Annotated in this window: 26 protein-coding genes; 9 read left to right on the top strand and 17 right to left on the bottom strand. The window is 71.2% G+C overall.

The window, feature by feature from the left end; genetic code table 11:
* Window positions 1-27 precede the first annotated feature (27 nt).
* Window positions 28-1671, top strand: a complete 1644-nt coding sequence (locus tag ABT254_RS31080; protein ID WP_351477205.1) for a glycoside hydrolase family 13 protein — start codon at window positions 28-30, stop codon at window positions 1669-1671.
* A 111-nt stretch (window positions 1672-1782) separates the two neighbouring features.
* Here the strand turns inward: ABT254_RS31080 and ABT254_RS31090 are convergent, their stop codons facing one another.
* The gene (locus ABT254_RS31090; protein WP_351477208.1) at window positions 1783-2685 is read right to left on the bottom strand and encodes a DUF3626 domain-containing protein; all 903 of its coding nucleotides are present in this window, start codon (window positions 2683-2685) and stop codon (window positions 1783-1785) included.
* A 69-nt stretch (window positions 2686-2754) separates the two neighbouring features.
* Window positions 2755-3753, bottom strand: coding sequence for a quinone oxidoreductase family protein (locus ABT254_RS31095; RefSeq protein WP_351477211.1), 999 nt, complete (start codon window positions 3751-3753; stop codon window positions 2755-2757).
* 138 nt (window positions 3754-3891) lie between these two features.
* On the opposite strand from ABT254_RS31095, the gene ABT254_RS31100 reads away from it, so the two are divergent.
* Complete coding sequence (locus ABT254_RS31100; RefSeq protein WP_351477214.1) at window positions 3892-4485, top strand: CGNR zinc finger domain-containing protein; 594 nt, start codon at window positions 3892-3894, stop codon at window positions 4483-4485.
* 252 nt (window positions 4486-4737) lie between these two features.
* Here ABT254_RS31100 and ABT254_RS31105 read toward each other — a convergent pair whose 3' ends face one another.
* On the bottom strand, window positions 4738-5331 hold the full coding sequence (locus tag ABT254_RS31105; RefSeq protein WP_351477217.1) for a TIGR03086 family metal-binding protein: 594 nt from the start codon (window positions 5329-5331) through the stop codon (window positions 4738-4740).
* Window positions 5332-5459: 128 nt separating this feature from the next.
* Between ABT254_RS31105 and ABT254_RS31110 the strand changes: the two genes are divergently transcribed.
* From ABT254_RS31110 to ABT254_RS31120, 3 genes are all read left to right on the top strand, one after another.
* Window positions 5460-6731: an FUSC family protein gene (locus ABT254_RS31110; RefSeq protein ID WP_351477220.1), complete on the top strand. Its 1272-nt coding sequence runs from the start codon at window positions 5460-5462 to the stop codon at window positions 6729-6731.
* 54 nt (window positions 6732-6785) lie between these two features.
* Window positions 6786-7826: a hypothetical protein gene (locus tag ABT254_RS31115; RefSeq protein WP_351477223.1), complete on the top strand. Its 1041-nt coding sequence runs from the start codon at window positions 6786-6788 to the stop codon at window positions 7824-7826.
* A 113-nt stretch (window positions 7827-7939) separates the two neighbouring features.
* Entirely contained in the window at window positions 7940-9181 is a 1242-nt protein-coding gene (locus tag ABT254_RS31120; RefSeq protein WP_351477226.1) for a lactonase family protein, read from the top strand.
* Here ABT254_RS31120 and ABT254_RS31125 read toward each other — a convergent pair.
* Both ABT254_RS31125 and ABT254_RS31130 read right to left on the bottom strand, forming a co-directional pair.
* On the bottom strand, window positions 9149-9874 hold the full coding sequence (locus ABT254_RS31125; protein ID WP_351477229.1) for a DUF2470 domain-containing protein: 726 nt from the start codon (window positions 9872-9874) through the stop codon (window positions 9149-9151). The genes ABT254_RS31120 and ABT254_RS31125 overlap by 33 nt on opposite strands.
* Before the next feature lie 84 nt (window positions 9875-9958).
* Window positions 9959-10567, bottom strand: a complete 609-nt coding sequence (locus tag ABT254_RS31130; protein WP_351477232.1) for a TetR/AcrR family transcriptional regulator — start codon at window positions 10565-10567, stop codon at window positions 9959-9961.
* Between the two features lie 130 nt (window positions 10568-10697).
* Between ABT254_RS31130 and ABT254_RS31135 the strand changes: the two genes are divergently transcribed.
* Window positions 10698-12242: a cytochrome P450 gene (locus ABT254_RS31135; RefSeq protein WP_351477235.1), complete on the top strand. Its 1545-nt coding sequence runs from the start codon at window positions 10698-10700 to the stop codon at window positions 12240-12242.
* Here ABT254_RS31135 and ABT254_RS31140 read toward each other — a convergent pair.
* A complete protein-coding gene (locus tag ABT254_RS31140) occupies window positions 12204-13040 on the bottom strand; it encodes a pentapeptide repeat-containing protein (protein ID WP_351477238.1) in 837 nt (278 codons plus the stop codon). The genes ABT254_RS31135 and ABT254_RS31140 overlap by 39 nt on opposite strands.
* A 60-nt stretch (window positions 13041-13100) precedes the next feature.
* Here ABT254_RS31140 and ABT254_RS31145 point away from each other — a divergent pair, with 60 nt between their 5' ends.
* Window positions 13101-13529: a pyridoxamine 5'-phosphate oxidase family protein gene (locus tag ABT254_RS31145; protein ID WP_351477241.1), complete on the top strand. Its 429-nt coding sequence runs from the start codon at window positions 13101-13103 to the stop codon at window positions 13527-13529.
* Window positions 13530-13586: 57 nt separating this feature from the next.
* Here the strand turns inward: ABT254_RS31145 and ABT254_RS31150 are convergent, their stop codons facing one another.
* Window positions 13587-14114 carry a GIY-YIG nuclease family protein gene (locus ABT254_RS31150; protein ID WP_351477244.1) on the bottom strand — a complete coding sequence of 176 codons (528 nt, stop codon included), beginning with the start codon at window positions 14112-14114 and terminating at the stop codon, window positions 13587-13589.
* 231 nt (window positions 14115-14345) lie between these two features.
* On the opposite strand from ABT254_RS31150, the gene ABT254_RS31155 reads away from it, so the two are divergent.
* Window positions 14346-14546 (top strand): DUF5999 family protein, encoded by a 201-nt coding sequence (locus tag ABT254_RS31155; protein ID WP_351477247.1) that lies wholly within the window; start codon window positions 14346-14348, stop codon window positions 14544-14546.
* 3 nt (window positions 14547-14549) lie between these two features.
* Here ABT254_RS31155 and ABT254_RS31160 read toward each other — a convergent pair whose 3' ends face one another.
* From ABT254_RS31160 to ABT254_RS31205, 10 genes are all read right to left on the bottom strand, one after another.
* On the bottom strand, window positions 14550-14810 hold the full coding sequence (locus ABT254_RS31160) for a sigma-70 family RNA polymerase sigma factor family protein (RefSeq protein ID WP_450753488.1): 261 nt from the start codon (window positions 14808-14810) through the stop codon (window positions 14550-14552).
* A gap of 92 nt (window positions 14811-14902) precedes the next feature.
* Complete coding sequence (locus tag ABT254_RS31165) at window positions 14903-15646, bottom strand: PIG-L deacetylase family protein (protein ID WP_351477250.1); 744 nt, start codon at window positions 15644-15646, stop codon at window positions 14903-14905.
* A gap of 44 nt (window positions 15647-15690) precedes the next feature.
* A complete protein-coding gene (locus tag ABT254_RS31170; RefSeq protein ID WP_351477253.1) occupies window positions 15691-16992 on the bottom strand; it encodes an alpha/beta fold hydrolase in 1302 nt (433 codons plus the stop codon).
* A 100-nt stretch (window positions 16993-17092) separates the two neighbouring features.
* Complete coding sequence (locus ABT254_RS31175) at window positions 17093-18118, bottom strand: LacI family DNA-binding transcriptional regulator (RefSeq protein WP_030937505.1); 1026 nt, start codon at window positions 18116-18118, stop codon at window positions 17093-17095.
* 79 nt (window positions 18119-18197) lie between these two features.
* On the bottom strand, window positions 18198-19622 hold the full coding sequence (locus ABT254_RS31180; RefSeq protein WP_351477257.1) for a BNR repeat-containing protein: 1425 nt from the start codon (window positions 19620-19622) through the stop codon (window positions 18198-18200).
* Window positions 19623-19677: 55 nt separating this feature from the next.
* Window positions 19678-19998, bottom strand: a complete 321-nt coding sequence (locus tag ABT254_RS31185; RefSeq protein WP_351477260.1) for an L-rhamnose mutarotase — start codon at window positions 19996-19998, stop codon at window positions 19678-19680.
* A gap of 31 nt (window positions 19999-20029) precedes the next feature.
* Window positions 20030-21109, bottom strand: a complete 1080-nt coding sequence (gene rhaS / locus ABT254_RS31190; protein WP_351477263.1) for a rhamnose ABC transporter substrate-binding protein — start codon at window positions 21107-21109, stop codon at window positions 20030-20032.
* 128 nt (window positions 21110-21237) lie between these two features.
* On the bottom strand, window positions 21238-22209 hold the full coding sequence (locus tag ABT254_RS31195) for an ABC transporter permease (protein ID WP_351477266.1): 972 nt from the start codon (window positions 22207-22209) through the stop codon (window positions 21238-21240).
* A complete protein-coding gene (locus tag ABT254_RS31200) occupies window positions 22202-23242 on the bottom strand; it encodes an ABC transporter permease (RefSeq protein WP_351477269.1) in 1041 nt (346 codons plus the stop codon). The genes ABT254_RS31195 and ABT254_RS31200 overlap by 8 nt, the downstream gene beginning before the upstream one ends.
* On the bottom strand, window positions 23239-24756 hold the full coding sequence (locus ABT254_RS31205) for a sugar ABC transporter ATP-binding protein (protein WP_351477272.1): 1518 nt from the start codon (window positions 24754-24756) through the stop codon (window positions 23239-23241). Before ABT254_RS31205 ends, ABT254_RS31200 begins: the two co-directional genes overlap by 4 nt.
* Before the next feature lie 271 nt (window positions 24757-25027).
* Here ABT254_RS31205 and ABT254_RS31210 point away from each other — a divergent pair.
* Window positions 25028-25715 (top strand): TIM barrel protein (locus ABT254_RS31210; protein WP_351477275.1); only part of this gene is annotated, 688 nt, incomplete at its 3' end.

Consider the following 25715-nt stretch of genomic DNA (forward strand, 5'->3'; position numbering starts at 1 on the left):
ACTGATGCACGAGGAGTACGCACCCCTATGTCCACCCGCACCGCACCTTGGTGGCGCGACGCCGTCATCTACCAGGTCTACGTCCGCAGTTTCGCCGACGGCAACGGCGACGGCGTCGGCGACATCGCGGGCATCCGCTCCCGGCTGCCGTATCTGAAGTCGCTCGGCGTGGACGCGATCTGGATCAACCCCTGGTACAAGTCGCCGATGGCCGACCACGGGTACGACGTCGCCGACTTCCGTCAGATCGACCCGCTGTTCGGCACGGTCGCCGAGGCGGAGCAGCTCATCGACGAGGCACACCGCCACGGCATCCGCGTGATCCCCGACATCGTGCCCAACCACACCTCCGACCAGCACGCCTGGTTCCAGGCGGCGTTGGCTGCCGGGCCCGGCAGCCCGGAACGGGAGCGCTACGTCTTCCGGGCCGGCCGCGGCGCGGACGGCGCCGAGCCGCCCAACGACTGGGTGTCCTGCTTCGGCGGCCCGGCCTGGACCCGGCTGCCCGACGGGGAGTGGTACCTGCACCTGTTCGCCCCCGAGCAGCCGGACCTCAACTGGCAGCACCCGGACGTGCGGGCGGAGTTCGAGTCGATCCTGCGGTTCTGGTTCAGCCGGGGCGTGGACGGCTTCCGTATCGACGTGGCGCACGGGCTGATCAAGCATCCCGAGCTGCCCGACCTGCCGCCACGCCCGGAAGCGGCACCCGACGGGCCGCGGCAACACCTCGACCACCCGCACTGGGACCGGGACGAGGTGCACGACATCTACCGCGCCTGGCGCCGGGTGGCCGACGAGTTCCCCGGTGACCGCTCCTTCGTCGCCGAGGCCTGGGCGGACACCCCGGAGCGGCTCGCCGCCTACGTCCGCCAGGACGGTCTGCACACGGCGTTCAACTTCGACTTCCTGATGTCCAGTTGGGACGCCAAGGACCTGCGCGCCGTCATCGACGACTCCCTCGCCATGCTCGGCGCGGTGGGCGCCCCGGCCACCTGGGTGCTGTCCAACCACGACGTGATGCGCCACCCCAGCCGCTACGGCCGCAAGGTGGTCCGGCGGTGGGTGGCCAACGAGCCCTACCGGCCCGAGGGGCCCGTGGACCTGGCCCTGGGCACCCGGCGGGCCCGCGCCGCCGCCCTGCTGATGCTCGCGCTGCCCGGCGGCGCCTACATCTACCAGGGCGAGGAGCTCGGGCTGCCGGAGGTCGAGGACCTGCCCGAGTCCGTCCTCCAGGACCCGGTGTGGGAGCGCTCCGGGCACACCGACCGCGGGCGCGACGGCTGCCGGGTGCCGATCCCGTGGTCGGGACGCAGTGCCCCGTACGGCTTCAGCCCCGAGGGCACGACGGCCGGGCCCTGGCTGCCGCAGCCGGACAGCTGGGCGGAGCACAGCGTTGCCGCGCAGGACGGTGTCGAGGGCTCGATGCTGGAGCTGTACCGCGCCGCCCTGCGCCTGCGCCGCGAGCACCCGGCCCTCGGCGACGGCAGCCTGAGCTGGCTCGACGCCCCGTCCGGCGTCCTCGCCCTGCGCCGCGAGCCCGGCTTCGTGTGCGTGGTGAACCTCTCGGCGGAGCCGTACCGGCTGCCGGAGCACACCTCGGTCCTGCTGGCGAGCGGCTCACTGGACGATGGTCTGCTGGGGCCGGATCAGGCGGCCTGGCTCGCCACATGATGGTGTGGTGCACGTAGTGCGTGTCGCTGTTGTCGTGCGGGTCACCTATCACCTGCGGCGGCTGTCGGCGCGCTCTGGCGCGTCGAACCGTACCGAACTGGTGGCCCGCGCCTATGCGCTCGGCGTCCTCACTCCCGGGGTGTGGCCGCCGGGCGCATAGGCGGTGCCCGCCCCTTCGGGCGCGCCGAAGCGGGCGAGGGTGTGCCAGATCATCTTCAGGTCCTGCAGTTCGTGGCGGCCGGTGCGGGCGGCGTCGCCGATGATCCGCGGATCCACGTGGCCGTCCTGGGCGATACGGGCGCCCAGTTCCATGTACTGCGCCCCGCGGTAGTCGGCGTGTTCCCGCAGCTCCGCCACGCTCAGCCGGTAGCCGGGGTGCCACTCGACGGGGCAGGGCAGCAGACGGGCGGCGGCCTCGACGGATGTGCCGCGGTAGCTCTCGTCCAGGACGAGCGCCTCCACGTGCCCGGCGAGCAGCACGCCTCCGTGGACCTGGGCCTCGATGTAGTCGTTGAGGGCGTCCTGCTCGTCGGCCTCGGCGAGCGCGATCAACGACATGCCGGCGGCCACCCCGAAGTCGGCCGGCTCGGCCGCGCTGTCGGGGTAGCAGAAGGTGGTGCGGGCGAGGACGTCGGCGTTGAGCCGGAAGTGCGAGGAGCCGAACCGCGGGGCGGCGCCCACCACTTGCCGCCGGAAGTTCAGCGCGCCGTAGACGGGTCTCTCGTGCGGGTCGGCGTCGTCGTAGGCACCGCCGAAGATCCGGCTCTCCCAGCGCCGGCGGTCACCGCCGGGGTGCGCGGTGAGCCCGCCGTTGCTGGTGCCGGTGACGAACTGCGAGTGGTAGGCGCCGTCCTGGGCCAGCGCCTGGAGGATGGGCAGCCCGCCGGTGAGGCGGTCGGGGTGGAAGTTGAGCGTGATCCGCAGGTCGGGGCCGAGGGCCGGGCCCGTCGAGCGGGCGGCGACATGGCGCAGCGCCTGCCGCGCCCGCGGTGTGCCGACATTCGCGAAATCCACCCGTTCCCCTCCTCGAACCGGTCCCGAAGCACCCCGAGGAGGCGCCCAAGACCCCCCTCATGAGATCACTCAGAGGTCGGCCACGGCCAGCACGATTTTGCCGCGGTTGCTGCGCCGCTCCAGCAACTCGTGGGCGCTACTCGCCTGTTCGAGGGGTACGACGGTTTCCACGGGCACCCGGTACGCCCCGGAGGCAACCTTCTCGGCGAGCTCACGCAGATCGTTGCGGGGGTCGTAGCCGTGTATCTGGAGGTTGGTGAGCTGGAAGCCGAGGATGGCGGCGTTCTTCGGGTAGAAGTCGCGGGTGTCGACGGTGCTCGGCTCCAGGGCGACGTTGGCGAGGGCCACGACCCGGCCGCCGTGGCCCACTTGCCGCAGACTGCGGGCGAAGGCTCCGCCGCCGACGGTGTCGAGGACGAGGTCGGCGCCGCGGCCGTCGGTGAGCCGCAGCACCTCGTCGACCTCCGCGTCGTCGGGATGGGCGGAGGTGTCGACGGTGACGTGGGCGCCGAACTCCCCTGCCCAGGCCGCCTTATCGGCCGAGCCGGCGAGCGCGATGACCCGGGCGCCCGCCTCCGCGGCGATCTGCACGGCAGCGCTGCCCACCCCGCTCACGGCCGCCTTGACGACCACCGTGTCCTCCTTGGTGACCCGGGCGAGGTGACGCAGGCAGTACCAGGCGGAGAGCCAGGCCACGGGCAGAGCGGCCGCCTCGGTCAGGCCCACCCCGGCCGGCAGGACGGCGACCTGAGTGGCGGGCACGGCCGCCAACTCGGCATAGAAACCAGGGGCGTTCACCCCGTCCAGGGCCATGACCCGCTGCCCGACCTCCAGACCGGTCACCCCCTCCCCCACCGCCGCTACGACGCCCGCCGCCTCCACACCCGGGATCAGCGGCGGCCGCCCCGCCCGGTGGTACACGCCTTTCCTGATCAGTGCGTCGGCGCGGTTCACGCCCGCCGCCGCGACCCGCACCAGCACCTCGCCCGGCCCTGCCACGGGGTCGGGCACCTCGACCGGCACCAGCACCTCGGGCCCGCCGAACTCGTCGATCCGTACCGCACGCATACCGCACCCGCTTCCTGCCACAGCCGCCCACGCGACTGACACCGGTTGAAGTGGTGTCACCATCCAACACCTCTTCAACCGGTGTCAAGGGATCCCGGCCGCGATCGACACCCCATGAACCGGTGTACGCTGTCCCGTATGACCGGCACCTCCGCGCCGCCCGCCGACCCGGCGCTCGCGTTCCCGTTCATCGGTGGGCGTCCCTGCCTGAACTTCGTGGCGACGCTCGGCCGGCGGCACGCGCACGTTCCCCTGGAGCGGCTCCCGGATGCGGCCGCGCTGGCCCGGTGGTTCACGGAGGCGGAGCTGACCGCGGACGGCGAGCCGGTGCGGGTCACCGCCCGGGAGCTGGCGGGCGCCCGCGTCCTGCGTGAGGCTCTCCACCGCCTCGTGCGCACGTCGATGGCCGGGCAGGAACCGGAACCGGCCGACGTGGAGCTGATCAACGAGGCGGCGGCCCGCCCCGACCTCGCCCCGCAGCTGGGCCCCGCGCGCTGGACGGCCCGGCAGCCGGCCCGGGCCGCCCTGGCGACGGTCGCTCGCGATGCCGTCCTCCTGGTGCGCAGCCCCCTGCTGGAGCGGGTCAAGGAGTGCGAGAACCCGGACTGCTCCCTGCTGTTCCTGGACGACTCCCAGGCCCGGCGCCGCCGTTGGTGCTCCATGGACCGCTGCGGCAACCTCGCGAAGGTGGCCGGCTACCGGTCCCGGAGCCGGGGTCTTCCCGCCCGGTGAAGGCTGATCAGGGCGTGAGGCCCGCCTTGATCAGGGCCTGAGGCCCGCCGCGCCCAGGGGCCGGGCGTGGCCCGAGCGGTGCGGCCGGGCCGCGAGCGCGTGCGAGGCCTCGCACTGCTGCGGGCCTCGCGACGGGTGGATCCACCGGCCGGGCAGATCTTCGACTCCGCCGTCAGCCAGTTCTCGGCGGGGCGAACCGGCTGACCGGACGGTGTCTGCCGGCCATCCCCTCGGCGCGCCGCGCCGGGCGCGTCAGGACGCCGCGGGCGACCAGTGCGGGTCGCGGCCCAGGAAGGCGAGCAGCGCCTCGGCGCTGTCGTAGCCCGGCGCGGGCTCACGCGCGGGCGCGAACACCTGGTACGCGTCCCGCAGATGGTCGACGAGCCGGTCCGCCGCCGGCCGGATTCCCTCGGCGAGCTCGACGGTCAGCGGCCGGTCCTGGCCCGTGGCGACCGCGATGTCCCAGGCATGCACGGCCGCGTCCATGGCGGCCGCCGCCGCGGCGAGCGGCACGGGCAGGGGGCCCAGCGGAGTCGGTGCCTGTTCGGCGTCGGCGGGCAGTCCCGCGTAGGCGTCCGCCACCGCGTGCAGCACCTTGTCGAGCTCCGCCGCCGGATCTCCGTCGAGGGCGTCGGCGGGGTGGAACGGGTCCGAGTCCGGGCGGCCTCCGGTGATGGCGAGACCGTAGGCCTGCTGGTCGACACGCGCGTGGTTGAGGACCTGCCGTACCGTCCACTCACTGCACGGCGTCGGCGCTCCCCACGCCGACTCCGGCACTCCGGTGACCACCTCGGCGAGATAAGCGTGCGCCCGCGTGAGAACCTCGATGCCCTGGGTGTGCTCCACGATTGTTCCCCTCCTGTCACCCTTCGACCGACATGAACAATCTAGGCTGCCTTGCGGACAGTTACGGTCCTCAATGACACGGTCTTCAAGGACAGGTCTTCAAGGACAGGAAGGAGCGCGGCCCGAGGATGCGAGTGGTACGTGAGTGGACGGCGTCTCTCGTGCGCTACGTGAAGCGCCGCCGGGACCCGATGGTCGTGCAGACCCTGCGGTCGGCTGCCGCGGCGACGATCGCCTATGTCGTCGCACTGCGTCTCAGCCCCGAGCCCGCGCCGCTCACCGCTCCGCTGACCGCGCTGCTGGTCGTGCAGGTCACCCTGTACGCCACCCTCACCAACGGCATCCGCCGGGTGAACTCCGTCGTGGCCGGCGTCCTCGTCGCCATCGCCTTCAGTCTTCTGGTGGGTCTGACGTGGTGGAGTCTGGCCCTGCTGATCGTGGCCTCGCTGGCGGTGGGCCGGCTGGTGCGGGTCGAGGAGTACGTGCCCGAGGTGGCGATCAGCGCGATGCTGGTGCTCGGGGTGACGACCCACGGGGACACGGCCTGGGCCCGGGTGGTGGAGACACTGATCGGCGCGGTCGTCGGGTTCGGCTGCAATCTGCTGCTCGCGCCACCCGTGTGGGTGGACGAGGCCGGTGAGTCGATCGAGGGTCTGGCCCGCCGGGTGCGGCAGCTGATGCTGCGCATGGGCGAGGAGGCCGCGGGCCGTACGCCGGTTGAGCGGGCGACGGAGCGGCTGTACGAGGCGCGCCGGCTGGATCACGACATCGTGGAGGTCGACGCGGCCCTCAGGCAGGCCGAGGACAGTCTGCGGCTCAATCCCCGCGTGCGGGAGGGCCTGCTGCACCGGGTGGTGCTGCGCACGGGCCTCGACACGCTGGAGATCTGCACGGTGGTGCTGCGGGTGCTGGCGCGCACCCTCACCGACCTCGCCAAGGAACGCGATCCCGAGCCGCTGTTCGCGCCCGAGACGGGGGCCGCCGTGGAGGGGCTCCTGTCAGAGATCGCCGACGCCGTGGTCAGTTTCGCGGTGCTGGTCACCAGCCACGTCAGCGAGAGCGCCGAGTCGGCGGAGTCCCGGCTCGCCGCGGAGCTGCGGCAGGCCGCGGCCACCCGCGACAAGCTGGCCCAGCTGCTGCTTGAGGAGGTCCAGCGCGACGCCCGCAGCTGGCAGCTGTACGGCGCCGTGCTGACCGAGGTCAACCGCATCCTCGACGAGATGGACACCGAGCACCGCTCGCGCCGCCTCTTCGAGGAGCTGGACCGCAACTCGCGCGAACAGCGCGAGCGGATGCCGCGCCTGACCAGGCTGCGGGAGAGCCTGCGTGATTCCGAGCGGCTGCGGGTTCCGGAGGTGCTGCGCAGGAACCCTGAGGGCGCCGAGCGTCGTCCCAGGTGACGGAGTCACCGGAGCTGCGTACGTTTCCGGGGCCGTGAACAAGGGGGCGGGCGGATGACGGACACGAGCGTGCGGATCGACGGGAACAAGTTGCGGTTGCCGGGCGGTGTGGCGGTGCGGTTCGTGCGCACCCTGCGGCTGCCCGAGACGGGTACGCATCCGCTGCCGCCGGGCCTCGGCGAGTTCCCGGTGCGCCGGGTGGCGGACTTCCCGGACACGGTGCCCGAGCGGTGGCGTGCGCGGGGCGGTGTGATGCTGCCGGTGTATCTGCGGGAGGCGATGTGGCTGAGCTTCGGGGGGACCGTGGAGCCGGCCGCCCTGCAGGTCGGGGTCGGCAAGGTGTGCGCGGTCTCGGGGAAGCCGTGGAGCGACCGGCTGTCCTGGAAACCGCAGAACTACCTCGTGCTGCCCCGCCAGCCCTGGCTGGACGGCATCAACTCCGGCAAGGGCACGGTCCGCCAGTTCGTGGCGGTTCCGCTGGGCCTGGGGGCGACCGTCGAGGGCCAGGTCACGGGCGAGGAGACCTGGGGCGGTGTGCAGTTGCAGTCCTTCCCGCTGCGCGAGGCGAAGCTGGCAGAGTGGCGCGAGGAGGAGCGGCGCCGCTCGGAGCTGCGGCGCACGAGCATGTCGGCCGGGGGGTACGGGGCGGCGTTGCCCATGGCGGCGGGCGGGCCGGTGCCGGCGGCGGCTCCGGCGGGCCCGGCGCGTCCCGCCGCGGCCATGGGGCTCGGTGTCGGCGGTTCGATGCGGCAGGAGGTCTACCGGGACGACCGGCCGCTCGGGGACTGGGCCGAGGAGCCCGCCGGGCGGGTGTTCGTGCACCTGGTGACACCTCCGGAGTGGCGCCGCATCACCGGTGAGGCTCCCCCGCCGTCGCCCGTGAACCGTGCGGAGTACACCCGGGCCGGGCTGCCCTGGTACGACTACTACGACCAGGACGCGGAGGATCTCGCGCCCACGGACGCGCTGGAGGGCGTGAAACCGGTCGGCGACTGGCTCGGCGACGACCACGAACCCTGGCAGGATCCCTCGCCGCAGCAGGTCAAGCCGCTGAAGGACGCGCAGGGCAAGCCGGTGGAGGACGGCGACTGGTAGAGCCGCGGTCATTGCACCTCGCGCAACGCCCGTTGCCGTTCTTGCGGACAGCGGCCGGCACGGGTCATGGTGGCTTGTCACGAACGAGGCGAGCGACCACCTGAGGTGTGGACATGGACAGCGGGACGGGAGCGGCGGGCGGCGGCTGGAGCAGGCGCCGCCTCGTCGGAGTGCTCGCCGGAGCGGCCGCGGTGACGGCCCTTCCGGCACCCGCACCGCCCAAGGACACGACCGCCCGCACCCCAACGGCCCCCGACCGGGCGGCGCCCCCTGCCGAGCGGCCCTCCGCCGAGCCCGCCTCGCCGCGCCCGGCCAGGAAGCCCTCCGGCCCTCAGCCGCTCTACCTCGGCACCTACACCACGGTCGAAGGCGGCGGCACGGGCGTCGGCCTCGCCACATACGACCCCGCCTCCGGCCACGTCACCGGCACGGGAACCCTGAGGGGCATCGTCAACCCGTCGTATCTCGCGCTCCACCCGGACCGCCGCACGCTGTACACGGTGAACGAGAACGACGACGGCGCGGTGACCGCCGTGCGCCTGGCCGACCGCAGGATCCTGGGCTCGCGCAGCACCGGCGGGGCGGGACCCTGCCATCTCTCCGTGCACCCGGGCGGCCGCTGGCTGCTGAGCGCCAACTACACCTCGGGCAGTGTGGCCGTGCACCCGATCGACAAGTCGGGCGCGCCGGGCGAGCGCACGGACGTGGTCACGCACTCGACTCCGGCCCCCGGACCGGGCCAACAGGGCCCACACGCGCACCAGTTCATCACCAGCCCCGACGGTGGTCATGTGCTCGCCGTCGACCTGGGCACGGACACCGTGTACACCTACCGCCTGGACGAGCGCCGGGGCACCCTCACCGAGGTCGCGCAGGCACACACCCGGCCGGGCGCCGGACCTCGCCACCTCACCTTCCACCCCGGCGGGCGGTACGCGTATCTGGCCAACGAGGTCGACAACACGGTCGCGGTCTGCGCGTACGAGGCCGCCACCGGGCGTCTGACGATCGGCGACCCGCAGTCCACGGGCTCCGGCCCCGGCACCAACTACCCGGCACAGATCCTGGTGACCGCGAACGGCTCCTACGCCTATCTCGCCAACCGCGGCGACAACAGCCTCGCGCGCTACGCGGTCGAGGCCGACGGTGCCCGGCTGCGGCTGCTCGGCACGGTGCCGGTGTCGGGTGACTTCCCGCGCCAGATCGCCTTCTCGCCGGACGGGCGCCTGCTGTTCGCGGCGAACCAGAAGTCGGGCACGGTCAGCGTCTTCCACGTGGACGGCAAAACCGGTGACCTGCGGCTGGCGGGCGAGCCGTTCGCCTCACCCGTCGCCGTCTGCGCGCTGCCGCTGTAGGGCGCGCGGGCAGGAGGCGGCACTGGCCTGCGCGAGCAGGACGTGCATGCGTTCGGTGAGCTGTCCGACGTCGTCGGCGGGCGCGTGGAAGGGCAGTCGTACGTCGCCGTGGGCGCGGTTGCGTTCGATGCGCAGCGTCAGTCCGTGCCGGTCGACGGCGACGGGCTGGACGCGGACGGCGCCGTGAAGACTCGCGTGGTCGACGAGCCGGGTGAGCCGCTCGACGGCGTCGGGGTGGCAGTCGGCGAGGTGGGTGAGCAGGTGCGCCTCGGCCAGGGCGAGCGGGTCGGGTGCGGCGGCGGCGAACTCGTCGAGGTCGACGGCCACGGCGCCGGACGACTGCCGCAGCACGATCCGGGTGGGCCGGAGCGCCAGGTGGCCGTCCTCGGGGAGGAAGTACCCGGCGAGCCAGAGCCGGGCCCGGATGCGGTGGCGTACCGGGACGGGTGCGACGTCGGCGAACTCCAGCACCGCATGGGGTTCGCCGCGGGGTGCGCAGATCGCGGCCGCGAGCAGGGCGCTGTCCTCGGGCACGCGCAGCAGCACCCGGCCGTCCTCGTCCACGCTGTGCGCGCCGACGAACTCCTCGCGACCGCCGTCCGCGGTCACCGCGCAGGACCAGGCGGCGGCGAGTACCGATCGGGCCCGTTCGGCCGCGGCAGGCGCGGCCGTCCAGTTGGGGCTGTCACCCATCCCAAACCTCCTTAGGTAAGCCTTGCCTAACCTATCGAAGATCGGGGTGTACGCCAACCATGGGGCGACCACAGCGAGTGCGCCTCAGGGGGCGATGACACCCAGCAGCGCCCGGGCGCACAGGTCGCGCACCTGCACCCGGGTCAGATCCGACCCCCGCAGCCACTCCAGACAGACGGCCGTGGTGAAGGCCAGCCAGCCGCGGACCGCCAGCTTGAGGTCGGGGCGCTGCTGTGCGACCGGGCCGAGTTCCGGGTCGGCGGCGAGCGTCGCCAGGATCTGCCGCTCCTGCGCGGCCAGCGCCCGCTGATAGACCCGGCGGATGGCCTGGTCCCCCGCCGCATCCGCACGATGGAAGGCGCGGAAGCCGTGCGCGTGGGCGTGGACGTACTCCAGGAACGTGTCGAGACCGGCATCGAGCTGCTCGCGCGCCGGGACACCCGGCACGGCCGCCGTCATCCGCAGCATCCGCTCGCTCTGCCGCTCGACGACCGCGGCGAAGAAGTCCCGCTTGGTCGGGAAGTAGTGGTACAGCAGCCCGCGCGAGACACCGGCGATCTCGGCGACCTGCTCGATCCACACCTCGTCGTACGGACTCTCCGAGAACAGCCGCGCCCCCACCGCAAGCAGCTGCTCCCGGCGCTCCTCGGTGCTGAGCCGGCGGCGCGTGCGCTCACCCTGGTTCGCGGCCATGCCCGCACTTTACTTGACGCCGGTTCAACAGCGGGACCAGACTGGAGCCGCTATTGAATCCACGTACAACAGAGGCGCAAAACAGTTGTACGCCAGCTCAACCTGCCGCTGATTCAAGGGAGAACGCGTCATGGCGGAGACGACGTCGGGGGCCGGACCGGCGACACAGGCGACGCTTCCCAAGGGGTTCCGGGGCGCCGAACAGGGCTGGCCCGAGCTGCACCGCATTCCGCATCCCCCGCACCGGCTCCCCCTGCTCGGCGATGTGCTCGGCGCCGACCGGCGCGCCCCCGTCCAGGACTCCATGCGCTACGCACGGCAGCTCGGGCCGATCTTCCGGCGCAAGGCGTTCGGCAAGGAGTTCGTGTTCGTCTGGGGTGCCCAGCAGGCCGCCGACATGGCGGACGAGTCGCGCTTCGCCAAGCACGTCGGCCTCGGGGTCGCCAATCTGCGCCCGGTCGTGGGGGACGCGCTGTTCACGGCGTACAACCACGAGCCGAACTGGCAGCTGGCGCACGACGTCCTCGCCCCCGGTTTCAGCCGGGAGGCCATGGAGGGCTACCACCCGATGATGCTGGCGGTGGCCGAGCGGCTGACCGACCACTGGGACCGCGAGCTGGCGGCGGGCCGGGCGGTGGACGTGCCCGGCGACATGACCAAACTGACGCTGGAGACCATCGCGCGCACCGGATTCGGGCACGACTTCGGTTCCTTCGAGCGGCCCCGGCTGCATCCCTTCGTGACCGCGATGGTGGGCACACTGACCTACGCCCAGCGCCTGAACACGGTCCCCTCGCCGCTGGCGCCCTTCCTGCTGCGAAGCGCCTCGCGCCGCAACGAGGCCGACATCGCGTATCTCAACCGCACGGTCGACGACCTGGTCCGGGCCCGCCGCGCGTCGGGCAAGGGCGGGGACGGGGATCTGCTGGACCGGATGCTGGAGACGGCCCACCCCGGGACCGGGGAGCGGCTGTCCGCCGAGAACGTGCGCCGCCAGGTCATCACCTTCCTGGTGGCCGGCCACGAGACGACCTCGGGCGCGCTCTCCTTCGCCCTGCACTACCTCTCCCGGCACCCCGAGATCGCGGCCCGCGCCAGGGCCGAGGTGGACGCCGTCTGGGGCGACACAGCGGTGCCCGGCTACGACCAGGTGGCCAAGCTGCGGTATGTGCGACGGGTGCTGGACGAGGCGCTGCGGCTGTGGCCGACGGCGCCGGCCTTCGCCCGGGAGGCCCGCGAGGACACGCTGCTGGCCGGGGACCATCCGATGCGGCGGGGCGCCTGGGCGCTGGTCCTCACCGCGATGCTGCACCGCGACCCGGAGGTGTGGGGCGGCGACGCGGAGCGGTTCGACCCGGACCGCTTCGACCCGAAGGCCGTACGGTCCCGGGCCCCGCACACCTTCAAGCCGTTCGGGACGGGAGCGCGGGCGTGCATCGGGCGGCAGTTCGCGCTGCACGAGGCCACCCTGGTGCTCGGTCTGCTGCTGCGCCGCTACGACCTGCGGCCCGACCCCGGCTACCGGCTGCGGGTGACCGAGCGGCTCACCCTGATGCCGGAGGGGCTGCGGCTGCACCTGGAGCGGCGCGCCGTCACCGCCGGGGTCTCCTCCGAAGGCGCCCCGGGTGAGGCGCCGTCAGAGCTGCGCTGTCCAGTGCACGGGGCGGGTGACTGAGGCGGGCAGCCGGGTGCCCTCGCTGCCGCGGGCGGCGTTGAGCTGGGGCTGGGTGAGGAAGAAGGCGCCGGTCAGGTCGGCGTCGGTGAGATCGGCGTCGCGCAGGTCGGCGCCGATCATGTCCGCGCCGCGCAGGTCGGCTCCGGTCAGGTCCGCGGCTATCAGGTAGGCGCCCCGGAGATTCGCGCCGCGCAGGTCGGCGCCCTTGAGGCGGGCGCCCATCAGGTCGGCGCCGCGGCGGTCCTTCTTGCGGCCGCGGGCGCCGGCACCGGCCCGTACCAGCTCGCTGGTCTTCAGCAGAAGCACGTTGACGTCCTGCCGGTGCGCGCCCACGTCCAACGCGGCCAGCTGCTCGGGGGTTTGGCGGGTGAGCTCCTCGGTCTTCTCCAGGGCGCGGCGCAGATCGGCGTGGACGGGGCGGGCCGGGGGCAGGGCCAGGGCCTCGGTGAGGTACCAGAGCAGCTCGTGCAGCTGCCGTACGACCGGGAACACGTCGAACATGCGCCGGGCGTCCGCCCGCGGGCCCGTACGCCAGTCCTGTCCGCCGAAGGTGACCTGCGAGACCTTCTGACCCGCGCCGAAGCAGTCGTAGACCGTGCAGCCGCTGAAGCCCTGCTGCCGCAGCCGGGCGTGGATGCCGCAGCGGTGGTCCTCCCGCAGGTTCGGGCAGGGCGTGCCGGCCTGCTTGTCCATCGCGAAGTCCGCGGAGGCGGCGAAGGGCAGGGCGACACAGCAGAGACCGAAGCAACGCTCGCAGTCGCCGCGCAGCTCGGCCCGGTCGGCTGTCTGATCTGGCATGACGCCAAGCCTAACGGGGTGCGGACGGGCGCTGTCGGCAGCCGTACGTACAGTCGTCGTATGGCGCTTTCACGCGAAGAACGGGAAGGTTTCCTTGCTGAGCCGCATGTGGCCGCGCTGGGCGTTGCCGCCGGTGACCACCGGGGGCCGCTGGTGGTGCCGATCTGGTACGCCTACGAGCGCGGCGGTCTGCCGTGGATCCTCACCGGCGCGGACTCCCGCAAGATGACCCTGATCAAAGCGGCGGGCCACTTCAGTCTGATGGTCCAGCGCACCGAGCCGACGACCCGGTACGTCTCGGTCGAGGGACCGGTCGCCGAAGTGACCGAGGGCAGCGGCGAACTCCACCGCGAGATGGCCGGACGGTACCTGTCGGGAGCGGCGCTCGACGAGTTCGTCGCCTTTGCGGAGGCCGAGCTCGCCGATCACGTCGTGGTGCGTATGCGGCCGGAGCACTGGTTCGCCGCGGATCTGGGCCCGACCGGATGACGACCGCGGCCGTCAGCCGGGCATGGCCTTGAGGAACACGGCTTCGGTGAGCGGCGGTCATGGCCTCGCACGCTTGGTCCGGTTCGGGACAGGGTGACGTGCGGCTTCGGTGTTCATGGCCTGCTCGATGTTCTGGACCAGCCTCGCGATCTTCGCCTGCTTCGCCTCGATTCCGCGGGCTATGAGCCGTAGATGAGCCGACGACTCGGGCACGGTGGACTCGAGCTGTGCCAACCGGCGTCGCTCAAGGGCGAGTTCGGCCCTGAGGCGCGCTGCCCGGTCGGGCGGGGCCGGCGGGGTCTCGCCGTTGAAGATGACGTTGTACTTGGGGCGTTCGGTCCAGACGGCCTCGCGTTCGGCCGCCTCCGCGTCGTCCGGGTACTCGATCCGTATTCCGACGATCTCCGAAGCCCATGGCTGCTCCCGCAGGTGGGTGCGCACGCGGGTGAGCGGGGAGACGGAGATGCCGACGTACAGCAGGCCCTCCAGGCCGTACAGCCGGTACAGCGCTGTGCGGCCCGCGGTGTGCAGACTGCCCTCCTCGTCGAACAGGCCACGCAGGAACTGCGAATCGACGTCGGCCATGACGCCGCCCCCTTCGGCTCGACGCGCACCGCTTGTCCATGTCCCACGCTCCCACGCGGGTGTGACAGACACTCCGCTGCGGATCCCGCCGAAAACGACCTGCGGGAAACCGAACCTCACCGATGAGTTTCCGGCGCTGTGGGGGTCTCCTCATTCAACCGAAAACAAGCTCGGCTATCACAGATACGAGCCCATTTCAGGCGGGAGCCAGACGGATCGAGGAGAGAGACCATGTGCAGTCACCGGCCACCGTGCCCCACCGCAGACAGCCCGGACCACCACAGCGCCGTGATCGTGTCGGCCCATCCCGAACAGGGCTGGAGCCTGCTGTGCAACGGGACGATCGTGTTCGACGACACCGGTGAACTGCTGCCGGACGGGCGGGTCGTGGACCCGCACCGCACCCTCCGCCCGCTGGCCGTGGCCGCCTGACCCTCAGTCGAACGCGCCGAGGTCCAGGCGGGCGAGCCGCCGCGGGTCGGCCAGGATGTGCAGGGCCACGATCCGGCCCTCGGAGACGGTGACGCCCATGACCGACAGCGGCCGTCCCTCGGGCGCGTTGACGACACCGATCTCCCCGTTGACCAGCACCACCCGCGCGAACTGCGCGAACTGCCGGAACAGCAGCGCCTGTTCGGCCACCGGCTTCGCGCCGAGCACCGTCTTGGACGCGGCGGCGCCCCCCGACCAGCGCACCGGAGTCGGCCCGCAGCACAAATCGTGCCGCGTAGCGGCACAGCCTCCAGTCGAGAAGGCCAGAACCCTCGGGCCTCAGCCCGAGGAGCAAGTCAACGGGAGAACAGTTCGAAGGCCACCGTCGGCTTGCCCCCGAACCTCTCCCCCGCGGCTTCGGCATTGCCGGTCAGGAAGGCCCGGGCATACGTCTCCGGGTCCTCGTCGGTCAACGCCTCGATGTAGCTGCGGTGTTCGAGCAGCGAGTGCACGGCGCGCTCCATTCCGGCCGAGGCGTCCGCCGCGTGCGTGGGCGAGGCGGAGCCTGCGACGGCGACCCAGCGGACGCCGTTCCAGGGCTCCAGGCCCTGCTCTACGAGCTCGGGGAAGATCCAGCGGTTGCCGGCGTCGCCCGCCGCGTCGAGCACGGCGCGGCCGACGGCGACGTGGTCCGGGGTGTTCCAGGCGATACCGCCCCAGGTGTCGCGGTGGTTGAGGGTGATCACCAGCTCGGGCCGGTGCCGGCGGATCGCGGCGGCGATGTCGCGGCGCAGGGCGGTGCCGTACTCGATCACGCCGTCCTTGTGGTCGAGGAACTCCACCTGCGTCACGCCCACCACGGCCGCGCTCGCCCGCTGCTCCCGCTCGCGCAGCGGACCGCACAGCGCGGGCTCCAGGGTGTCGATGCCGGCCTCACCGCGTGTGGCCAGTACGTAGACGACCTCGCGGCCCTCGTCGGTCCAGGCGGCGACGGCCGCCGAGCACCCGTACTCGAGGTCGTCCGGGTGCGCGACGACCGCGAGGGCGCGGTGCCAGTCGGCGGGCATGGGCTGCAACTCGGTGATCTTCGGCTCGGTCATGGTCGAAGACTAGTGCGTGACGCCGACATCACTCCCGGTGAAATTCATGCCTCGTCACGCGTCAGTGCCAGCAGCCGGTCCAGCACCCGGGGCCCTCCGGCCCGTACGCCGTCGTGCTCGAACTCGTCGGTCACCCAGGTCCGCAGGCCGCGGATGGTGCGCGCCGTCTCCAGAGCGTGAGCGGTGTCGACGTACATGTCGTCGTGGTAGATCGCCGCCGCGACCGGGACCTCGTTGGCGGCGAGGCGGGCGGGGTCGTAGAGGGGTGGCCAGTCGGTGCGGGCGGCGAGCAGCTCGGCGGTCTCGCGCAGGGGGCGCAGCGCCGGGTCGCAGTCGAACATCCAGGGGTGGATGGACTCGCCGGTGAACAGGAGCGGGCTGTCGCCCGCGAGGGCCTTCGCGGCGTCGAACTGCGGGAACTCGGCGCGGACGCGTTCGGCGGACCAGGCGGTGGGGCGCTCGTCCTGGCCGTAGATCGCCTCGTGGACGAGAGCGTAGAGGGGGTGGCTCGCATACGACAGGAGGCCCTGGACCTCCTCCTGGAAGGCGTCGGAGAGAGCCGGGCCGTGCGGGGTGCGGACGAAGGCGTGTTCCAGGAGGTAGTGCAGGCGGTGGCTGCCCTCGCTGCCGCCGAGGACGATGCCGAGGGACTGGAAGGCCTCGGCGGTGAGGCGGTAGCCGTTGGGGAGCGTGACCTCGTGGCTGAGGAGGTGGTCGGCGATGCGGCGGGCGCGCTCGACGTCCTGCGGGTAGCGGGCGTAGTGGGCGGTGACCTTGCGTTCGATGCGGGGGTAGGCGGCGCGGTAGACGTCGTCGGCGTGCGCGTCGAGGGAGGGCAGGCCGCCGGTGATCACGGCGGCGGTGAGGCCTTCGGGGGCGCTGGAGAGGTAGTTCACGGTGCAGAAGCCGCCGAAGCTCTGGCCGAGGACCGTCCAGCGGGCGCCGCCGGTGATCCGGGGGCGGATGGCCTCGCAGTCGCGGACGATCGCGTCGGCCCGGAAGTGCGCCAGGTAGTCGGCTTGTTCGGCGGGGCCGCCGCGCAGCGGGAGGGTCTGGCGGTTGGCGGGGGTGGAGTGCCCGGTGCCGCGCTGGTCGAGGAGGAGGACGCGGTACTCCTTGAGGGCGCGGCCCAGCCAGGACTGCCGGCCCACGAAGCGGTTCGCGCCGAAGCCGGGGCCGCCTTGCAGGTACACGAGCCAGGGCAGGTTCTGCTCGGCCTTGTCGCCGGCGACGACCTCTCGGGCGTAGAGGTCGATCGTCTCCCCCGCCGGGTCGTCGTGGTCGAGGGGCACGGTGAAGTGGCGGTCGGTGAGGACGACGCCGGGCTGGCGGTAGGTGGCGGTCAACAGGTCTCCAGGGACGGACGGGTTTCGGGCCGCGTCCCACTTCACCACAGGTCGTGCGGCGGCGGACCCCTGGGATCATGAAAACCTACTGACCGGGCGATCAGCGGGCGGACAGGCTGGAGCGTCGTACGACGAGCTCCGGCTGGAGTACGACACGCCGGTGCTCGTGCCGCTTCGTCCCGGTCTCCGCCTCCGTCTCCTCCAGCAGCAGCTCGGCGGCCAGGGCGCCCATGGTGACGGCGGGCTGGCGCACCGAGGTGAGCGGGACGGCCGCGGCGGCGGCGAACTCGATGTCGTCGTACCCGACGATGGCGAGGTCGTCGGGGACCGTTATGCCGGCCGCGTACATGGCCTGCAGGACGCCGAGGGCGAGGAGGTCGTTGGCGCAGAAGACGGCGGTGGGACGGTCGGCGAGGCCGAGCAGGCGGGCGCCGGCGTCCCGGCCGGCCGCCACGTCGAGCCGCTCGGTGGGCAGTTCCCGCAGGCAGTCCGGTCCGAGGCCGGCCTCGGCAAGGGCGTTCAGGGCGCCCGTACGGCGGTCGCGGACCTGGTTGAGGCCGGGCGGACCGCTGACATAGGCGATGGTGCGATGTCCGGCGTCGACCAGGTGGCGCACGGCCAGGGCGCCCCCCGCCACGTCGTCGACGGAGACGGAGCACTCGGTGGTGCCCTCGGCGACCCGGTCGACGAGCACGAAGGGGATGTTGTGCCGCCGGAAGGTCTCGATGTTGCGGCCGGTCGCGTCGGCGGGCGTGAGCAGCACGCCGCGTACCCGCTGCTCGGCGAAGAGGGAGAGGTACTCGGCCTCCTCACCGGCGCTCTGGGCGCTGTTGCAGACCATGACGCCGAGCCCGGCGTCGCGCGCGGCACGCTCGGCGCCGCGCGCGACGTCCACGAAGAACGGGTTGCCCATGTCCAGGACGAGCAGCCCCATGATCCGGCTGCGGCCCGCGCGCAGCTGGCGCGCGGACTCGCTGCGGACGTAGCCGAGCCGGTCGATCGCGGAGAGTACGCGGGCCCGGGTCTCCGTGGCGACCGTGTCAGGACGGTTGATCACGTTCGACACCGTGCCGACGGAGACTCCGGCGGCGCGGGCGACGTCCTTGATACCCACCGACTGGCTCATCGGGCAGGGACCTCCAGGGGGACGCGATTCGGCCGGAATGCCTTCACATTACCGTCATCATCCGACGCATCAGGCCCGGTCACGAGGGCAGTGCGAAGTCGACGACGTGGAGTGCCGAGGGCGTCGTACCGCTCGACTTCTCCTGGTACATGAACGACAGGACGTTGTCCGCCCCGACCCTCGGCTCGTCGATCACGACCTCGCCGAAGGCGTTCAGTTCGCTGCCGTCGTACAGCAGGGTCCAGTCGGTGTATCCGGAGGCCTTCGAGGCGGCGGCGATCCGGCCGAAGGGGAAGATCGCGTAGGCGTTGTCGTACTTGTCCAGGATCAGCTTGGTGCGCTGGCTGGAGCCCAGCGCGACCGGGATCTCGGTCTTCTGCCAGGTGCCGGAGGAGTTCTTGCGGAGGTGGAAGGCGCGGCCGCTCGCGGTGCGGTCGGCGACGTAGTCGGTGGTGCACTGGCCGAAGCGGCCGGGGACGTAGCTGATGATCGCGTGCGGGAGGCCGGAGGAGTCGGTGAACTGGCTCTCCTGGTTCATCAGCGAGTGGTCGGGGTTGAGCGAGTCGACGACCAGTCCACCGTCGGTGACGGCCACCGTGTCGGAGCTGCCGGTGCTGCCTACGACGGTGCCGGCGTCGTTGCGCCAGGTGCGTCCACGGTCGGTGGAGTAGACGTAGCCGGTGTCGTGGTTGGTGATGCCGCCGCTGTTGCACATCACCGCGGCGTTCTGCTCGCGCCAGGTGAAGAAGGAGTGCAGGCGGCCGCCCGCGTCGTAGTCGATGCCGTGCAGATACATGTTGCGGGCCGTCGAGGAGCCGTGCGAGCTGGTGTACGTGCCCGTGGAGCTGGACCACTCCCCCAGCGCAGTCCACGTCGAACCGTCGTACTCGGCAAGGGCGTTGCGGCCGTTGCCGGAGATTCCGACCCGGTAGCTGAGCTGGAGCTTGCCCTCCGGGGTCGAGATGAACTGCGGGTAGGTGAACTGGGAGGTGAGTGCGAGGCCGTCGAGCGAGGTCTGCACCGCGCCGAGGACGGACGGGGTCCAGGCCGTGGTCGCCGGGTTGTCGAGGAGTCCGGCGATGGACTTCCCGTAGAAGTAGCCGTCGCTGTGGGAGTCCATGGTGAGGTGCAGGCGGCCGTCGACCTTGGAGACGCCCATGGAGATGACGTTGTGGGAGTCGCTGGCCTTGAGGACGTGCGAGAGCGTCACGGTCGACCAGCTGCTCCCGCCGAGCACGCGACGGCCGATCACAGCGTTGCCGGTGGAGGTGTACCAGGCCGCGTACTGGTGGCCCTTGTAGGTGAACAGGCCGTTCTTCTGGAAGGAGTTGTTGTTGACCAGGCCGTCGTAGGAGACGAAGAAGACGGCGCGCGCGTCGAGTTGGGTGGCGCCCTTCTTGGTGACGGAGGGACCCGGGTCGGCGGCACGGGCGGTTCCGGCACCGAGCACGGGGGCTGCCGCGGCGCTGAGTATGGCGCCGGCCAGCAGGTTGCGTCGTCTCATCTCAGAGGACTCCATGGTCGTACGAGAGCGGGAGGGGAGGTGTGCCGGGGAGATGTCAGGCGAGGTGGAAGACCTCGGTGAGCGGTTTCATGGCCTCGTCGGGCCGGGCGCCGTCCAGCGACTCGAAGAACGGCGCCATCTCGGCCTGCCAGCGGGCGTTGACCTCGGTGGCCTCCATCCCGGCGATCGCGGCCTCGAAGTCCTCGGTCTCGAGGTAGCCGACGAGCAGGCCGTCGTCGCGCACGAAGAGGGAGTAGTTGTGCCAGCCGGTGGCCGAGAGCGCTTCGAGCATCTCCGGCCACACGGCGGCATGGCGTTCGTGGTACTCGGCGAGCCGGTCCTCGCGGACCTTGAGGAGGAAGCAGACGCGCTGCATGAAGTACCAGCTCCCGCAGGGGTGGAGGGACTCAGAAGTTGAACTGGTCGATGTTCTTGGCGTTGAACACGGTCGGCTTGCCGAGGGTGATCACGCCGTCCTTGCCGATGGTGTAGGTCGTGGAGCCGGCCTTGAAGGTCTCGCCCTCCTTGCCGGTGATCTGACCGGAGGCCAGCGCGACGGCGGTACGGGCGGCCAGGTCGCCCAGCTTGGACGGGTCCCACAGCTCGAAGCCCTCGACGGTGCCGTTCTTGACGTACTTGCGCATGTCGTTCGGGGTGCCGAGGCCGGTCAGCTTGACCTTGCCCTTGTACTTGGAGCCGGACAGGTACTGGGCGGCGGCCTTGATGCCCACCGTGGTCGGGGAGATGATCCCCTTCAGGTTCGGGTACTGCTGGAGCAGGCCCTGGGTCTGCTGGAAGGACTGCTGGGCGTCGTCGTTGCCGTAGGCGACCTTGACCAGCTTGATGTTCTTGTACTTCGGGTCCTGAAGCTCTTGCTTCATGAACCCGATCCAGGTGTTCTGGTTCGTGGCCGTCTGGGCGGCGGACAGGATCGCGATCTCGCCCTTGTAGCCGATCTGCTGGGCGAGCAGCTGCACCTCGGTGCGGCCCAGGTCCTCGGCGGAGGCCTGCGAGACGAAGGCGTTGCGGCAGTCCGGCTTGGTGTCGGAGTCGTAGGTGACGACCTTGATGTTGTTCTTCATGGCCTGCTTGAGCGCGGTGCACAGGGCGCCCGGGTCCTGCGCGGAGACGGCCATCGCGTTGACCTGCTGCTGGGTGAGGGTGTTGACGTAGGAGACCTGGCCGGCGGTGTCGGTGGCGCTGGAGGGGCCGACCTCCTTGTACTTGCCGCCCAGTTCGGTGAGGGCCTTCTCGCCGCCCTTGTCGGCGGAGGTGAAGTACGGGTTGTTGACCTGCTTGGGCAGGAAGCCGACGGTCAGGCCCTTCTTGAGGGCGGCGTCGGGGTCGGCCTTGGCGGTCGAGGTGGCCGCCGCGTCGTCGCTCTTGGAGTTGTTCTTGGTGGTACCGCCACAGGCGGTCAGCGCGAGAGCGAGAGAGGTTCCGGCGGCGAGCGCCGCACAGGCACGGCGAAGGGGTGACTTGCGCATGGCATGGGGTCCTTTGATACGAGGGTGAGCTGGACTCGCCCCAAAGGGGCGCGGGGCTGTATGGAATTTGCGGCGCTGCCGCGCGGGCGCGACCAGCCACATCCGGCCCGCAGCCAACGAACGAGCTTTCAAGCTGAACGTGCGGCCCTGACCAGGGCGATCTGCCGTGCGACCCTGGGGCCGAGCACAGAGACAACGAGCAACACACCCGTGACGACGATCTGCGACTGCGCGGAAACACTGAGCAGGCTCATCACGTTCTGCAGGGCGCCGAGGAGGAAGACTCCGGCAATCGCACCGCCGAGCGTCCCCTTGCCGCCGTCGAAGTCGATCCCGCCGAGGAGTACGGCGGCTACGACGGAGAGTTCGAGACCGGTGGCGTTGTCGTAGCGGGCGCTGGCGTAGTGCAGGGCCCAGAAGATCCCGGTGAGCGAGGCCATCAGCCCCGTCACCGTGAACAGGATCAGCTTGTGTCGCTTGACGCGGATGCCGGCGAACCGTGCCGCCTCCTCGTTCGCGCCGATCGCGAACAGGGAGCGTCCGAAGGGGGTGGCGTGCAGGACGACCACCGCGATGGCGAGCAGTACCAGGAAGGGCAAGAGGGCCTGCGGGACGAAGGTGTTCCCGATGCGTCCGGCCGCGAAGTCCAGGTACTGGGTGGGGAAGTCGGTCACCGCGTCGGAGCCGAGCACGATCTGTGCGATGCCCCGGTAGGCGGCGAGGGTGCCGATGGTGACGGCGAGGGAGGGCAGTCCGAGCCGGGTGACCAGGAGCCCGTTGACCAAGCCGCACACCACGCCCAACAGCAGGCACAGCGGGATGATCGTCTCGATGGCCATGCCGTCGTTCCACAGCTTGCCCATCACGGCGCCCGAGAGGCCGGCCGTCGAGGCGACGGACAGGTCGATCTCACCGGAGACGACCAGCAGTGTCATGGGCAGCGCGATCAGGGCGATCGGCAGGGTGTTGCCGATCAGGAACGACAGGTTCAGGGCGTTGCCGAACCCGTCGACCGTACTGAACGACAGCAGCAGCAGGACGACCAGGAGCGCGCCGACGACCGTGTCCCAGCGGACCGCGCGCGTCAGAGACTCAGGCATGGCGGGCGTTCCTCTTCTTCAGGGCGGAGGCCACGCGCAGCGCGACGACCCGGTCGATCGCGATGGCGAGGATGAGCAGGATGCCGTTGATGGCGAGCACCCACACGGAGCTGACGCCGAGGGCGGGCAGCACGCTGTTGACGGAGGTCAGCAGCAGGGCGCCCAGCGCGGCCCCGTAGACACTGCCGGAGCCTCCGGTGAAGACGACACCGCCGACCACCACCGCGCTGACGACGGTGAGTTCGTAGCCGGTGCCGGTTCCGGAGTCGACGTTGCCGAACCGGGCCAGATACATGGCGCCCGCGAGGCCCGCGAGGCCGCCGCAGAAGGTGTACGCGGCCAGGATCCGCTTGCGCACGGGGATACCCGCGAGCCTGGCGGCCTCCGGGTTGGAGCCCAGGGCGTACAGCTCGCGGCCGCTGCCGAAGTGCTTGAGGTAGTACGCCGTCGCCACCAGCACCGCCAGCGCGATCAGCGCCAGCCACGGCACGGCGGAGAGGCCGCCGGAGCCGAAGTCGACGAAGCCGCCGGGCAGGTCGGCCGCCGTGATCTGGCGGGAGCCGACCCAGATGGAGTCGACACCGCGGATGATGTAGAGCGTGCCGAGGGTGACGACGAGTGCGGGCACCTGACCGAGGCTGACGAGCAGGCCGTTGAGCAGGCCGAAGCCCACGCCCAGCAGCACCGCCAGCAGGATGGCGACAAGCGAGTTGCCGCCGCCGTGCAGATAGTCGCCGGCGGCGAAGGCGCTGATGCCGAGGGTCGAGCCGACCGACAGGTCGACGTTCCTCGTGATCACCACCAGGGACTGGCCGGTGGCGACCAGCACCAGGATGGTCGCGTTCAGCAGCAGGTCCTTGATGCCCTGCTCGGACAGGAACTCGCTGTTGCCCGCCTGGGTGATGGCGATCATCACCAGGAAGACGACCAGGATGGCGAGTTCGCGTATCTTGAAGACGCGGTCGACGAGCCGGGTGCCGCTGGACCTGGGCACCTCGGCGACGGGGGTTTCGCCGGTGGTGGTCACCGTCATGCGGCGGCCCTCCCGGTGGCTGCGGCCATCACGGTTTCCTCGGTGGCTTCGGCGCGTGGGATCTCGGCGGTCAGGCGGCCCTCGTGCATGACGAGCACACGGTCGGCCATGCCGAGGATCTCGGGCAGGTCGGATGAGATCATCAGGACCGCCACGCCGTCGGCGGCCAGCTCGCTGAGCAGCCGGTGCACCTCGGCCTTGGTTCCGACATCGATGCCGCGCGTGGGCTCGTCGACGATCAGCACCCTCGGGCCGGTGGCGAGCCACTTGGCGAGGACCACCTTCTGCTGATTGCCACCGGACAGGGTGTTCACCGTGTCGGCGATCCGGGCGTACTTCACCTGGAGCTTGACGGCCCAGTCGAGTGAGCGGCTGCGTTCGGCGCCGCGGTCGACGAGGCCCGCCCTGACGGTGGTGCGCAGACCGGTCAGGCCGATATTGCGCTCGATGGACATGTCCATCACCAGGCCCTGGGCGCGCCGGTCCTCGGGGACGAGGGCGAGCCCGGCGGCCATGGCGGTGGAGGGGGCGCCGTTGGTGAGCCTGCGCCCCTGGACCTCGACCTCGCCGGCGTCCCAGCGGTCGATGCCGAAGACGGCCCGGGCGACCTCCGTACGGCCCGCGCCGACGAGGCCGGCGAGGCCGACGATCTCGCCGTGCCGCACCTCGAAGGAGACGTCGGTGAAGACGCCCTCGCGGGTCAACCGCCGTACGCTCAGGGCGACTTGGCCGGGCTTGACGTCCTGCTTGGGGTACAGCTCGTCGAGGTCGCGGCCGACCATGCGCCGCACCAGGTCGTCCTCGGTCATGCCCTCGATCGGCTCGCTGGAGATCCAGGCGCCGTCGCGCAGGGTGGTGACCCGCCGGCAGATCTCGAAGATCTCCTCCAGCCGGTGCGAGATGAACAGCACGGCGGCGCCCTGTTCACGCAGGGTGCGCACGACGCCGAAGAGGCGGGCCACCTCGCTGCCGGTGAGGGCGGCGGTCGGCTCGTCCATGATCAGGACACGGGCCTCGAAGGAGAGGGCCTTGGCGATCTCGACGATCTGCTGGTCGGCAATGGACAGGCCACGGGCCGGGCGGTCGGGGTCGAGTTCGACGCCGAGACGCCGCATCAGGGCCAGGGTCGCCGCGTGGGTGGCCTTGTGGTCGATACGGCCGAGGGCGCGCCGGGGCTGACGGCCCATGAAGATGTTCTCGGCGATCGAAAGGTCGGGAAAGAGCGTGGGCTCCTGGTAGATGACGGCGATGCCGGCGTCGCGGGCGTCGCCGGGCCCGTGGAAGACGACGGGCTCACCGTCGAGCAGCACCCGGCCGGCATCGGGCCGGTGCACACCGGCAAGGGTCTTGATCAGGGTCGACTTGCCCGCGCCGTTCTCTCCTGCGAGTGCGTGCACCTCGCCGGGGAACAACTCCAGGGAAACGTCCCGCAGGGCGCGCACCGCGCCGAAGGACTTCGAGATGTCCTCGAGCGCCAGCACCGGGGCCGGACCCGTGTCGGACGGGTGGGTCATCAGGGGCTCCTCGACGACGCCGACGAGGGGCTCCCGACGCCGTGAAAGGTTTCAACTTGGTTGCCGGGACGTTAGGCGCGTCGGCCATGTCACGTCAATGGGTGGGCCTCGAAAAAATTTCGAGGGCCCTTCGAGAGCCAGAGGTCACAGTCAGGACACGGGCAGCGGCCGCTGCCGGAACGCTTGACACCCCCGCCGGGAGCTTTAGGCTTCCCTTCCTGAATCGATTCATCCAATTGCCGTTCCGGCCAGACGTCACAGGAGCCCTGAAGTGACCGAGCTCGCCGCGGTGAAGGCCGCGCTGAAGACCCAGGCAGTCGAGACACCGTCGTGGGCGTACGGGAACTCGGGGACCCGGTTCAAGGTTTTCGCGCAGCAGGGCGTGCCGCGCACGCCGCAGGAGAAGCTGGCCGATGCCGCCCAGGTGCACGCCTTCACCGGTGTGGCGCCGACGGTCGCGCTGCACATTCCGTGGGACAAGGTGGACGACTACGGTGCCCTGGCGAAGTACGCCGAGGACCAGGGCGTGAAGCTGGGGGCGATCAATTCCAACACGTTCCAGGACGACGACTACAAGCTGGGCAGCATCTGCCATCCGGATGCGGCGGTGCGGCGCAAGGCGGTCGATCACCTGCTGGAATGCGTCGACATCATGGACGCCACCGGCTCCAGGGACCTGAAGCTGTGGTTCGCCGACGGGACGAACTACCCCGGCCAGGACGACCTCCGCGCCCGCCAGGACCGGCTCGCCGAAGGCCTCACCGAGGTCTACGCGCGCCTCGGCGACGGGCAACGGATGCTGCTGGAGTACAAGCTCTTCGAGCCCGCCTTCTACGCCACCGATGTGCCCGACTGGGGCACCGCCTACGCGCACTGCCTCAAGCTGGGCGAGAAAGCGCAGGTCGTGGTGGACACCGGGCACCACGCCCCCGGCACCAACATCGAGTTCATCGTCGCCA

The organism is Streptomyces sp. NPDC001137, from assembly GCF_040298885.1.
GTDB lineage: Bacteria > Actinomycetota > Actinomycetes > Streptomycetales > Streptomycetaceae > Streptomyces.